Below are 12,275 nucleotides of genomic sequence, written 5' to 3'. Positions count from 1 at the left end.
TAAAAAACGAATTACGCCACATAACATCTGCTTGATCGATTATACTTACCATGTTTTATAATGAGAAATAAGAGAACGGTTAGGCTTGTTTTTTTGCATTATATTCTTTCCCCAACCTTCATCTTAGAATATTTGAATAATTTCTAACAATGCTTTCATTATGCATTTTAACAAAGACGTGCTCAACTAAAAAACCGCACCATGCTGTTAAATAGTATCTCCCAGCAAAGGGCATGATTTACCACGCAGACTAAAAAATAAAAACATCTGCCCTTTCAAATCAGTCTCTCCCATATCAAAATGATAGAATACCTTCCTGCATCACACCTTGCTACCACAGAGCACACCACTCCCTACAATTTCCCTAGAAACAATTTACAGGCTGGGAGTAAACATCCTTTTTCTAGTGACAAAATCGTCTTAAACGTGCATAATTTCAGATTCTTTTACGGCTAAAATTTTATCAATATCAGCAATAGTTTCATCTGTGAGTTTTTGAACTTTTTCAGACAAACTATGGGCTTCATCTTGTCCAATTTCACCATCTTTTTCTAACTTTTTCAAATTGTCCAGACCATCCCGACGAACATGACGTGTAGCAACACGCGCTTGCTCTGCATAGTGATGCGCAATTTTTACAAGTTCTTTACGGCGCTCTTCATTCAACTCAGGCAAAGGAATACGTAGATTCGTACCATCAGTTATGGGATTTAAACCAAGACCAGAATCGCGAATAGCGCGCTCTACAGCTCCGACCATCGTTTTATCCCATACAGAAACAGAAAGCATCCGAGGTTCAGGAACAGAAATATTAGCAACCTGATTTATATGCACAACAGAACCATAAGATTCAACGGTCAACGGCTCTAATAAGCTGGCCGATGCACGTCCAGTCCGTAAACCACCTAATTCATGTTTAAAAGCCGTAATGGCACCATCCATGCGACGTTTCAGATCATCCATAATCGATGTAACATTCATATTTCTGTCTCCTTCAATTGTCCTTTGAAGCTTACCCTTATTCCGATACTATTGTAAAGCGTCCTGTTCCATTCAAGACCTTAGCCAAACCGCCTTTTTCATGAATGGAGTACACAATAATCGGTACATTGTTCTCACGTGCTAAAGTGACCGCCGTTGAATCCATAACAGATAATCCCCATTGCAAAACTTCAACATGTGTTAATTGGTCAAAACGCTTAGCCGTAGGGTCTATTTTTGGATCTGCTGAATAAATACCATCAACTTGTGTTCCTTTAAGAAGGACATCTGCACCAATTTCTGCTGCACGTAAAGTAGCAGCAGAATCAGTGGTAAAAAATGGATTTCCTGTACCACCTGCAAAAATAACAACTTTTCCCTGATTCATATAAGCTATTGCTTTACGTTGCGAGAAACTTTCACAAATTTGTGGCATAGCAATCGCAGAGAGTACAACAGTTTCAACCCCTATTTTTGTCAAAGATGTTCGCAATGCTAAAGAGTTAATAGCAGTTGCAAGCATTCCCATATGATCACCTGTCACTCGGTCCCCACCATGCGAAGCAACAGCAACGCCACGAAAAATATTTCCCCCACCGATAACAACCGCAACTTCTATCCCCATTGTGCGCACTTCTGCAATATCAGCGGCAATACGGTCTACAACAGAAACATCAATGCCAAAATTCTGCCCTCCCATAAGAGCTTCACCAGAAGCCTTTAAAAGAATACGTTTATACGGAAGTGCTAATGCCATTAATAATCTCCCCAAAAGCCTATTTACTTTTTGCTTTTGACATCACGAAGGGCACCACTTTTTTCACGTGACGCCCTCTCAACAATTACATTGTTCCCCTCAGAGATTCTACAACCAACGATATGACTTTAAATCTCTGTTCAAGAGTTTGCAATAACTAGCCTTTTACAGCAGCAGCAACCTCTGCAGCAAAATCAGACTCCTCTTTTTCCACACCTTCACCTAATGCAAAACGAATAAAGCCTGTAATTTTTGCTGGAGCACCAATTGATTTCTCAGCATCCTTTAAAGCGGCCTCAACAGTTATATCAGGATTCATAACAAAAGCTTGAGAAAGCAAAACAACCTCTTCAAAAAACTTACGCATACGTCCTTCTACCATTTTTTCAATGATATTTTCAGGTTTTCCAGACTGACGTGCTTGATCTGAAAAAATTTCTTTTTCTCGCTCAACAGCAGCAGCATCAACATCTTGTGCTGTAAGTGCTAATGGATTGGTTGCCGCAATATGCATCGCGACCTGCCGACCAAAAGCAAGAGCAGCCTCTTTATTTCCTGTTGTTTCAATCGCAACCAAAACACCAAGTTTTCCAAGCCCATCAGCCACACTATTGTGTATATAAGTCGCAACAACACCATTCTCAACAGACAATTTAGCGGAACGACGAAATGTCATATTTTCGCCAATTGTACCAATTGCATCTTTAATCGTAAGCTCTACAGTCTTCTCAGAACCTGGATAAAGAGAAACAGAAACAGATTCAACATCCCCTAGCGTATCTAAGGCAGCAGTTGCTACTTTACGCACGATGTCTTGGAATCCATCATTGCGCGCAACAAAATCTGTTTCAGAATTAATCTCAACCAAAACTGCATGTGAATCTTTTGATACGACTCCGATTAATCCCTCAGCTGCTGTACGACCAGCCTTTTTATCTGCTTTAGCTATTCCTTTTTTACGAAGCCAATCAACAGCAGCTTCCATATCACCATTGGTCTCTGCTAGGGCGGCTTTACAGTCCATCATACCAGCGCCAGATAGTTCTCGAAGTTCTTTTACTTGTGCAGCAGTAATGCTCATATTTGCCTCTTTATTTTATAACAGTGAAAGCGTGCAAAATCCCTCTGCACGCCTATAACTTCTTCTTTAGACAATAAAAGTACCTTAATTAGGCATTTTATATTATTCAGAAACTTCTGAAACTGCATTTTCTTCCAAAATAGGCTCCACAGGTGCATCAACTTGAGCTCCTAAATCGATACCCATTGCTCCTTGCTGGCGTGCAATACCATCAAGAGCAGCACGGGCAAAAAGATCGCAATAAAGAGAAATTGCACGTGAAGCATCGTCATTACCTGGTATTGGATGTGTTACGTCATCGGGATCACAATTGGTATCAATAATAGCAATCACTGGAATACCTAAACGCTTTGCTTCTTGGAGTGCAATATTTTCTTTATTCGTATCGATAACAAAGATAAGATCTGGAACAGAACCCATATCTTTAATACCACCAAGCGCACGATTAAGCTTTTCACGATCACGTTCAAGATTTAAACGTTCCTTTTTAGTAAAGCCTTGCGCTTCAGCAGCAAGAATTTTGTCAAGCTTCCGCAAACGATGGATCGAATTGGAAATCGTTTTCCAGTTTGTGAGCATGCCGCCAAGCCAACGTGCATTAACGTAATACTGAGCGGAACGATTCGCCGCATCTGCGATAATGTCAGATGCTTGCCGTTTCGTACCAACAAAGAGAATACGACCACCACGCGCTACAGTATCTGAAACAAGTTTAAGTGCTTGGTGTAAAAGTGGAACGGTCTGAGCAAGGTCAATAATATGGATATTATTACGCTGGCCATAAATATAGGGAGTCATTTTGGGATTCCAGCGATGAGTCTGGTGACCAAAATGCACACCGGCTTCTAAAAGCTGGTGCATAGTAAAATCGGGTAGTGCCATAAATCTTATCCTTTCCGGTTCAACCTCCGCGGAAAAAGCAGGAAGACCTGCTACCGGCGGATGCTTGCTAGAAGTTTCTCACAGATCATTTGCAAACACCCAGACTCCGCGTGTGGAATAGCGCAAACATACTAATATTTGATTCTTTTTCAAGTTATTTTCTTTAATCATTTAATATTTGCATTTTCGCATTGATTAAGATCTTTTCCAAGTTCCAAGAATTCGAGACTGTTCAATTTTGCACGCACTGAAAAAGTTCCATAATCTATATGAAGATCACGCATGACACCATTCTCATGTAAGAGAAAACTGCTACGATAAACCGGCAAACCATCTTTATTTTCTCCATCATCAAAATAAGAAATTGTAACAGGCCAATATTCTTCTTCATCCAATTTTCTTACTTTTTCCGTTTCGCTATCAGATAAAAGCGTCTTCTTTTCCCCTATGACGATACTTTCTTTTATAACTTTATCTGCTTTATTTGTCCCATCAAATACAGTAACATTGTAAAAATGATCTCCTGCTTTTGCATGGCGGATAATATTTTTTAGTTGCATCATTGGAAATTCAGCCATTGCAAGCTTATACTCTTTTTCCTTTGGCTTTTTTAAGGTAACTGTGATACCATCTTGCGTACGCTCCGCAACCCCCTCGGCACGATGCACAACCTCTTCTCCCTCTTGATCTGTAATATTAAAACGAAATGTACGGCTGTCTCCTGTTTCATAACTCGTCGTCTGTTGATCCGTCAAACGTACTGGCATATCTTCAATGTGAACACGGCTAATGAAACGAAAACGTGTGCTATAGCCTTGGCATGCCGAACCAGTAAGCTCGTAAACCATTCGTCCTGACATCGCAGAAATTGTCATTTCATGAGAAACACTATCGAGATGAAAATCATAAATTGCTCGATGAGGCACAATAAAAATGCGCTCTTCAGCTCTCGCAGTACATAAAAAAACAATATATAAAATTATTATAAATAATGATCTAATCATTCCCAACTTCCGAACTTTATCCCCGTTGCATAACATCATACAATAAGGCAAAAAAGGTTAATTTCTCAATTAACCACACATTTTCTTAAATCAAAAAATAGATTATGCAATGAATATATTATAGAGCAGCTATGGAGTTAAAATTATGACCAATATGATTGAAAAAAACTTAGAAAAATTCGGAATCACTCTTCCTGAAGTAATCTCCCCCCTTGCCAATTACATCACCACTTCACAAAGTGGCAATCAACTCTTTATTTCTGGACAACTCCCTCTTATTAATGGAAAACCAATAGCCATCGGTAAAGTTGGTGCAACTGTGAATACCGAACAAGCCCAAAAAGCATCTGAAGCTTGCGCTCTCAATATTCTCGCGCAACTCAAGGCAACTCTGGGTGACTTAAATAAAATAAAACGTGTGGTCAAAATTACTGTTTTTGTGGCTGTAGATTCTCATTTTACCGATATTCCTTTTGTTGCCAATGGAGCTTCTAATTTATTCGTCAATATCCTTGGTGAAATTGGAAAACACGCCCGTTCTGCTATTGGTGTTGCCTCTCTTCCTATGGATGTTCCTGTAGAAGTTGAAGCCATCATAGAAATCTAAACCTTCATTAAGACAGTGCATTATCCTAAATATAACTGAAGTCAAAATACTTCTTTGTCTTACACTCTGATAAACCTTGCATTTTTTCGTTTTTAAATTAGAATCTTAAACTTACGATAAAAGGAAATATTTGTATGAAACAAGCTTATGACAATAACAATATTTTTGCTAAATTGATTCGCAATGAAATCCCTTCTGTTCGGGTCTACGAAGATGATGATGTTATTGGATTTATGGATATCATGCCACAGGCACCAGGTCATACGCTGGTCATTCCTAAAAAAGGCTCTAGAAACTTACTTGATGCAGATCCTGAAACATTATTTCCTGTTATTAAAGCTGTTCAAAAAATTGCAAATGCTGTCAAAAAAGCCTTTCAAGCAGATGGCATAACTGTCATGCAATTTAATGAAGCAGCTAGTCAACAAACCGTCTATCACCTTCATTTTCATATTATACCACGTATGGAGGGAATAGAGCTTACCCCTCATAATGATATGGTAACGCCTCCAGAAATACTTGAAGAGAATGCAAAAAAAATTCGTGCAGCTTTATAACACACTCTTAAGTTGTTGTGCTTTTTTTTCCTACACGTTTTTTTGTAAAGTTTTCCATTTTACTTTTCTTTGAACTTACAGATATATCGGAAGATGAAATTTCTAACTGTAAGCTTTCTTTTTTACCATTTGATTTTTGTGTCAATACGCGAACGGTACCACCATTGCGTAACTTTCCAAATAAAATTTCATCAGCTAATGGCTTTTTAATATATTCTTGTATAACACGCCCTAATGGGCGTGCTCCCATCTGAGAATCATATCCTTTATTGGAAAGCCATAAAGTTGCAGAAGGGCTTAATTCAAAACAAATTCCCCGATCAGCTAATTGTGCTTCAAGCTGAAAAATAAATTTTTGCACTATCTGATTGATGATTAAATGAGATAAAGGTGCAAACGGAATAATTGCATCTAACCGATTACGAAATTCTGGTGTAAATAACCGATTGATTGCTTCTATATCCTCACCATCACGATGTACTTTCCCAAATCCAATAGCTGATTTTGCCATATCTGAAGCACCCGCATTAGTCGTCATAATCAAAATAACATTGCGGAAATCAATTTTCTTACCATTATGGTCTGTTAATCTACCATAATCCATTACCTGCAATAAAATATTAAATAACTCTGGATGCGCTTTCTCAATCTCATCTAGCAATAGAACTGCGTGAGGTTTCTGATCAACGGCATCTGTAAGGAGACCTCCTTGATCAAACCCTATATAACCTGGAGGTGCTCCGATTAAACGTGCTATCGTATGCCGTTCCATATATTCTGACATATCAAAACGCAATAATTCAATGCCTAAAGATGATGCAAGCTGTTTTGCAACTTCAGTTTTTCCTACACCTGTTGGTCCTGAAAATAAATAACTTCCTATTGGTTTATCCGGTTCGCGTAAACCTGCTCGCGCCAATTTTATGGATGAAACTAAGACGGAAATTGCCTGATCTTGACCATAAACAACATGTTTGAGTTCTCTTTCAAGCTTACTCAGTATCTTCTGATCATTCCGAGAAACTGTTTTTGATGGAATTCTTGCAATTGTGGCAACAGTCGCTTCAATTTCTTTAACACCTATACTCTTCTTGCGTTGTTTTTGTGGCAAAAGCTTTTGCGCTGCGCCACTTTCATCAATAATATCAATTGCTTTGTCAGGTAACCTACGGTCAATTATATAACGTGAAGATAATTCTACAGATGCCTTCATCGCCTGATCTGTATATTTAATCTGATGAAAATCTTCAAAGTAAGGCTTCATCCCCTGCAAAATCTTAATCGCATCTGTAACAGAAGGTTCATTAATATCAATCTTCTGAAAACGACGCTCTAAAGCACGATCTTGTTCAAAGAATTTGCGATATTCTCTGTAAGTCGTCGAACCAATACATCGCATAGTTCCAGAAGATAACACAGGTTTCAAAAGATTTGCTGCATCCATATTTCCCCCTAATGTCGCTCCTGCTCCAATTAAGGTATGAATTTCATCAATAAATAAAATAGCATCTGGATACAGCTCAAACTCTTTAATAACTTGCTTTAAGCGTTCTTCAAAATCACCGCGATAACGTGTACCTGCAACAAGTCCCCCCATATCAAGAGAAAATATTGTTGCATTTGATAAAACTTCAGGCACTTGCCCATCAACAATGCGCTTTGCCAATCCTTCAATTATAGCGGTTTTTCCCACTCCAGGATCACCAACCAAAAGCGGATTGTTTTTCGACCTTCGACATAAAATCTGAATCATGCGTGAAATTTCTATTTCACGGCCAATTAATAAATCAACTTTTCCATTACGTGCTTTACAATTGAGATCAACACAATAATTCGTTAAAGCACTTGTTCCTCTTTCACCATTATCCGAAATCTGCTGATCTAATTGCTCTTCAAGTCCTTCAAGTAACATGGATAACCCATCATCACGCGTGACACCCTGTGAAATAAAACGTACAGCATCGTAGCGTGTCATTCCCATCTCTTGAAGAAAATATGCTGCATGGCTTTCACGTTCAGAAAAAATTGCAACAAGAACATTTGCCCCCGATACTTCATCTTTTCCAGCTGATTGTGCATGAATCACCGCACGTTGGATAACACGCTGGAAAAAAGCTGTAGGCTTTGTATCCTCATCAGCTCTAATCTGTTCATCTAACTCTGAGCGAAGATAATTGGTTAAGCGCTCTCGCAATTCCTCTACATCTACTTGGCAAGCCTGAATAACGGAATTTGCATCGGCATCATCTAACAGCGCAAGTAGAAGATGCTCTAGTGTTGCATATTCATGCCGTGCTTGAGTAGCAATTGTTAATGCACGATGCAAAACCTCTTCAAGACTAGGTGTAAAAGATGGCATAGCTCCTCACTTCCATTCCATTACACATTGTAACGGATGTTCATTTTGACGCGCACATTCCCTCACTTGTAATATTTTCATTTCAGCGACTTCATAAGTGTAAGTCCCACATTCTCCTATCCCATTGTGATGAACATTTAACATTATCCGCGTTGCCTCTTCGAAACTTTTTTTAAAAAAGTTCTTCAAAACGAAAACAACAAAATCCATAGGTGTGTAATCATCATTAAGCAAAAAAACTCGACATAATTTAGGTTTTTCGAGTTTTTCTCTAGCCTTAGGCATTATAACTGCACCATGCCTACCTTCATCCCAATTCTTGCCCTTTTCATTATGCATAATATGAGCTATAGAGTTTATTATGAGCATCTGTCCCATTATCGTTTTCCATGCAGTACATTTTTATTAATTTTAAATTCTTTCATAACTATTGCAATACCTGTTTGTATTAGAAAAAAATTTTCCTCTATGGTTAGACTTCAATCACTCACTCATAAAATAACTTCTGTAAACAAATTAGTAATACCATTCGTCTAAACTGCATCAATAAATTACAGAAAAGGAAGCTTTATAGAAGTTTTTGAGGATAAATGGAGAAATAGGATACTGCAAGTGTATATTAATTATCAAAAAATTATGCGCTACTGTAAAACAATAGCAATTTCTTTTGTTATGTTAGCTTTTTCTTACTGTTGGGCATCCGCCACACCTCAAGGGGCCTATCCTGATAAGTATGCGGCTATTGTTATAGATGCTACTACGGGAAAAACTTTATTTCAAGCCAATGCAACACTGAAACGTTATCCTGCTTCTTTAACAAAAATGATGACATTGTACTTACTCTTTGAAGCTATGCAGATGCGTCGTGTGACACCAAATACACCAATTCCTGTTTCACATTATGCAGCAATGCGTCCACCGACAAAAATTGGATTTAAAGCAGGCCAAACAATTTCTGCAGAATCAGCAGCTAAAGCACTCATTACAAGGTCCGCAAATGATGTTGCTGCTGCCATTGCAGAATATCTTGGAGGTAGTGAAAAAAAATTCGCTCAAATGATGACAGTAAAAGCTCGTAAACTTGGCATGAAACATACACATTTCGCAAATGCTTCAGGACTTCCGGATGTGCGCAATTATTCTACAGCACGAGATATAGCGACTTTGTCATTAGCTTTACGTAAACATTTTCCCAAACAATATAAATTGTTCAAAACAAAAAGTTTTAATTTCCGTGGACATAAAATTAACAGCCACAATAAACTTATTAAAATAATGAAAGGTGTCGATGGAATTAAAACAGGCTACACACAAATGTCAGGTTCTAATTTAGCAACTTCGATGCGTCTTGAGGGGCGCTCTATTGTCGCTGTTGTTATGGGAGGTAAATCATCTACTGCACGTGACGAGCATATGGCTAGCTTATTGAATCAATATTTGCCCAAAGCAAGCCAAATGAAAAGTGGTGAACGTTTAATAGCTTCTGTACGCTATCACTTACCCACTGGGGCCAATACTCCTATACCGACCATTAAAGCTGATTCAAGTAATTTTGACGATGAAATTTCGACTATGTTGACAGCATTTGCAGAACAACCTAAAAACTCCAATATCGCAATAACGGCTGTCAATAAGGTAATTATACCAATACCGAATCCTCAAAAAACTATACCGGCTGAGACTCATAAAATTGTAACAGTCTCTTTGTCCGAAAATGCCGGATGGGCTATCCAAATTGGTTCTCTTCCTAGTGAAGAACAAGCAAAAACTCTACTTTTAAAAGCAAAAAATACAGCTTTTTCCACTTTAAAGAACGCATCTTCACATATGCAACTGTTTGAAAAAAATGGGCAGCGTTATTACCGAGCGCGCTTTACAGGGTTTCAATCAAAAAAAGCTGCATTTGATGCTTGCTCTACATTAAAGAAAGCAAATTTTAACTGCTATACTGTAGCCTACTAAAAATTTTTGAATTCTGCGTTAAGGATAGTATTATGACAGATAATGCTTTTGCTTCATTCCATAAAAAAGAAGTTTTATTGAAGCAATCATCCCTCCTTTCATTGCGTTCTCTTCACGATGCTGCCGCAAAACTTACTGGTTTAAAATATAATTCGACTGCATTAGATACACAGTCTCTTGTTAACCTTCTCATTTGCCAAACAATGCGCAACCGTCGTCTCATAATGCCTCCTGTACGCATTCATTTACGCGTTGCGAGCCAAACTGGTAATGTGCCTATTAAAATCCGTTTAGGAGCAACAAATATTTAATTCTACAGCCCTCTCTAAAAAATTATTTTATTATTAACCATTATCTACAGCCTCAGAAAACCTTTTGATAAACATACTTTTTTCTTAAATTGTTGAATTTTCTGACAGCTTTTCCAACTATCCAATATCTTCAAGCTTTCAATAAAACATTGTTAAGGACATAAAAATACCCAATATTTTTCCACTTTTGGATTTAATATAAAAAATTATCCTTGATATCTTTCTGGAAAAAATGAATAGCTTCATTAGATGAAAGCTTATCATTTGGTGGGATTATTGTAAAAGTTCAATAAAGAAAATCCCTCTTAATAACGCTCCCTATACAACATAAACGCTGTAAAAAAAAACAATCTCACTTCTCTTACTTGTATTTATGTCAACAGGCACAGAAAATTGGAAAATACAAATACTATCGATGAAAAAACGTAAATAAATTATCAGATTAAATATTATGATAACGATTTCCATAAGATTTTAATTTATAATTATAATTTATTTTTTGCATATTGAACAAGAGATTTTCGTAAAATACTCTTATTTTACTTCTTATATTGAATCAGTCAAAATCGCTCGCTTGCTCATCACGAGCAAAATTGACATATAAAGCATTTACAAAAGGAATCAAAGTATCCCTTATGAATCATTTCAAGTACTAGGATCTTTTGTAATATTGAAAGTTGAAAAAAAGGATGATAGTGCTGGTTTTCTCCCTTTATAAATAAAGATGCTAATACTCTATAGATTTTATACCATTCATGGAAAACTTACATTATATTATTCATATGCAAGATACTGATTTATAAAGATAATTAATTATTTTGTTTGTTAGATGAGAATCTCGAATATCGTAAGATTCTCTCATTTAAAATCTGTTTATGTTGAATCAATCAAAACCGTCTCTTGCATGTTATGAGCGAGATTAGTGTGTAGCGTGAAACTGTCCCAAAAAGACTAAAAATGCCTATAATGAACCGTTTCAAATGCCAAGTGCTTTAGTCCCCCTGTACAGAGGGGGGCTCTGGTAAAGTGTGTAACCATGCCAGCGTACTTCTTTTTATTAAGCATAAAGATAGAGACAGCTCAATGGATTTACCGTTATATCATTCACAGGTGCCATCGCGAAATGAGCTTGGGGGGAGGCCTGAGAGATATTTTTTTAAAACGAACTCACGAACGCGTAACACAACAATGTTCTATTGTGTGCATTCTATTCTCATGAGAATTTTTATAAATATTTCTTAATGTATACGTTATTATTTATTTTAATTTTTTTGTCGGTACAAAATTTATAAATAAAAAAGATATTTCCAATATATCTCTTAATTATTGTAAATTAGTGTTTTTTTTTCAAGGCATTTTTTACCATACTAGGTAGAAAAAAACTTCACTTTTAAAAAATTAAAACCTTTAAAATTCTACTTTCTTCATCATAATTATTCAGACTTAAAACAAATTTTCCTTGGATACTCAGGCATAATCTTCCATTACTTAAAAGATATATGGCTATGGAAACTTTTTAAAGCCATAAAACCCAGCTAAAAATAATGGCAGATTGATCACTAATTTTACTTTACGCTTTCTTATTTTTTCCAAATTACACTTTTTCCCCACTTTAGAGACAAATCAAACAGATGTACAACACTCTCCCCTCCAAGCTTGCATGAAAAAGCTATTATTCGTTAAGAAAACACTGAATCATCTCAGATTTATTTCAAACTACTGCTGCATTAAAGTGGAATTTTGATTTATAAGGAACAAAAAACATAAGCTTTAT

The 12,275-nt window shown here is 36.9% G+C and carries 11 protein-coding genes; 4 read left to right on the top strand and 7 right to left on the bottom strand.

Going from position 1 to position 12,275, the window contains the following annotated elements; genetic code table 11:
* Positions 1-420: 420 nt before the first annotated feature.
* The 5 genes from frr to ACFIM6_RS06290 form a co-directional block, all read right to left on the bottom strand.
* The gene (frr, locus tag ACFIM6_RS06310; RefSeq protein WP_273790667.1) at positions 421-981 is read right to left on the bottom strand and encodes a ribosome recycling factor; all 561 of its coding nucleotides are present in this window, start codon (positions 979-981) and stop codon (positions 421-423) included.
* Between the two features lie 37 nt (positions 982-1,018).
* Positions 1,019-1,738, bottom strand: coding sequence for a UMP kinase (gene pyrH, locus ACFIM6_RS06305; protein WP_375612123.1), 720 nt, complete (start codon positions 1,736-1,738; stop codon positions 1,019-1,021).
* Positions 1,739-1,895: 157 nt separating this feature from the next.
* On the bottom strand, positions 1,896-2,819 hold the full coding sequence (gene tsf, locus ACFIM6_RS06300) for a translation elongation factor Ts (protein ID WP_375612122.1): 924 nt from the start codon (positions 2,817-2,819) through the stop codon (positions 1,896-1,898).
* Positions 2,820-2,921: 102 nt separating this feature from the next.
* Positions 2,922-3,701 carry a 30S ribosomal protein S2 gene (gene rpsB / locus ACFIM6_RS06295; RefSeq protein WP_273788135.1) on the bottom strand — a complete coding sequence of 260 codons (780 nt, stop codon included), beginning with the start codon at positions 3,699-3,701 and terminating at the stop codon, positions 2,922-2,924.
* Between the two features lie 167 nt (positions 3,702-3,868).
* On the bottom strand, positions 3,869-4,705 hold the full coding sequence (locus ACFIM6_RS06290) for a cell envelope integrity EipB family protein (RefSeq protein WP_375612121.1): 837 nt from the start codon (positions 4,703-4,705) through the stop codon (positions 3,869-3,871).
* Positions 4,706-4,850: 145 nt separating this feature from the next.
* Between ACFIM6_RS06290 and ACFIM6_RS06285 the strand changes: the two genes are divergently transcribed.
* The gene (locus tag ACFIM6_RS06285) at positions 4,851-5,312 is read left to right on the top strand and encodes a RidA family protein (protein ID WP_375607219.1); all 462 of its coding nucleotides are present in this window, start codon (positions 4,851-4,853) and stop codon (positions 5,310-5,312) included.
* 134 nt (positions 5,313-5,446) lie between these two features.
* Entirely contained in the window at positions 5,447-5,869 is a 423-nt protein-coding gene (locus tag ACFIM6_RS06280) for an HIT family protein (RefSeq protein ID WP_375607220.1), read from the top strand.
* Positions 5,870-5,876: 7 nt separating this feature from the next.
* On the opposite strand, the gene clpA is transcribed toward ACFIM6_RS06280, so the two are convergent.
* Both clpA and clpS read right to left on the bottom strand, forming a co-directional pair.
* Entirely contained in the window at positions 5,877-8,228 is a 2,352-nt protein-coding gene (clpA, locus tag ACFIM6_RS06275; RefSeq protein WP_375612120.1) for an ATP-dependent Clp protease ATP-binding subunit ClpA, read from the bottom strand.
* Positions 8,229-8,234: 6 nt separating this feature from the next.
* Positions 8,235-8,606, bottom strand: a complete 372-nt coding sequence (gene clpS, locus ACFIM6_RS06270) for an ATP-dependent Clp protease adapter ClpS (RefSeq protein WP_375612119.1) — start codon at positions 8,604-8,606, stop codon at positions 8,235-8,237.
* A gap of 234 nt (positions 8,607-8,840) precedes the next feature.
* On the opposite strand from clpS, the gene ACFIM6_RS06265 reads away from it, so the two are divergent.
* Together ACFIM6_RS06265 and ACFIM6_RS06260 are read left to right on the top strand one after the other, a co-directional pair.
* On the top strand, positions 8,841-10,190 hold the full coding sequence (locus tag ACFIM6_RS06265; RefSeq protein WP_375612118.1) for a D-alanyl-D-alanine carboxypeptidase: 1,350 nt from the start codon (positions 8,841-8,843) through the stop codon (positions 10,188-10,190).
* Between the two features lie 32 nt (positions 10,191-10,222).
* Positions 10,223-10,501, top strand: coding sequence for a hypothetical protein (locus ACFIM6_RS06260; protein WP_375612117.1), 279 nt, complete (start codon positions 10,223-10,225; stop codon positions 10,499-10,501).
* Positions 10,502-12,275 lie beyond the last annotated feature (1,774 nt).

Origin of the sequence: Bartonella sp. AA9NXGY (assembly GCF_042196845.1) — a bacterium.
Classification (GTDB): Bacteria; Pseudomonadota; Alphaproteobacteria; order Rhizobiales; family Rhizobiaceae; genus Bartonella.
This window is presented reverse-complemented; position numbering and strand designations above follow the sequence as displayed.

Bases quoted from the DNA above. Each gene is read 5' to 3' on its own strand.
- ACFIM6_RS06280 (WP_375607220.1), top strand. From the start codon at position 5,447: ATGAAACAAGCTTATGACAATAACAATATTTTTGCTAAATTGATTCGC.
- ACFIM6_RS06290 (WP_375612121.1), bottom strand. From the start codon at position 4,705: ATGATTAGATCATTATTTATAATAATTTTATATATTGTTTTTTTATGT.
- tsf (WP_375612122.1), bottom strand. From the start codon at position 2,819: ATGAGCATTACTGCTGCACAAGTAAAAGAACTTCGAGAACTATCTGGC.
- frr (WP_273790667.1), bottom strand. From the start codon at position 981: ATGAATGTTACATCGATTATGGATGATCTGAAACGTCGCATGGATGGT.
- ACFIM6_RS06285 (WP_375607219.1), top strand. From the start codon at position 4,851: ATGACCAATATGATTGAAAAAAACTTAGAAAAATTCGGAATCACTCTT.
- ACFIM6_RS06260 (WP_375612117.1), top strand. From the start codon at position 10,223: ATGACAGATAATGCTTTTGCTTCATTCCATAAAAAAGAAGTTTTATTG.
- clpS (WP_375612119.1), bottom strand. From the start codon at position 8,606: ATGGGACAGATGCTCATAATAAACTCTATAGCTCATATTATGCATAAT.
- pyrH (WP_375612123.1), bottom strand. From the start codon at position 1,738: ATGGCATTAGCACTTCCGTATAAACGTATTCTTTTAAAGGCTTCTGGT.
- clpA (WP_375612120.1), bottom strand. From the start codon at position 8,228: ATGCCATCTTTTACACCTAGTCTTGAAGAGGTTTTGCATCGTGCATTA.
- rpsB (WP_273788135.1), bottom strand. From the start codon at position 3,701: ATGGCACTACCCGATTTTACTATGCACCAGCTTTTAGAAGCCGGTGTG.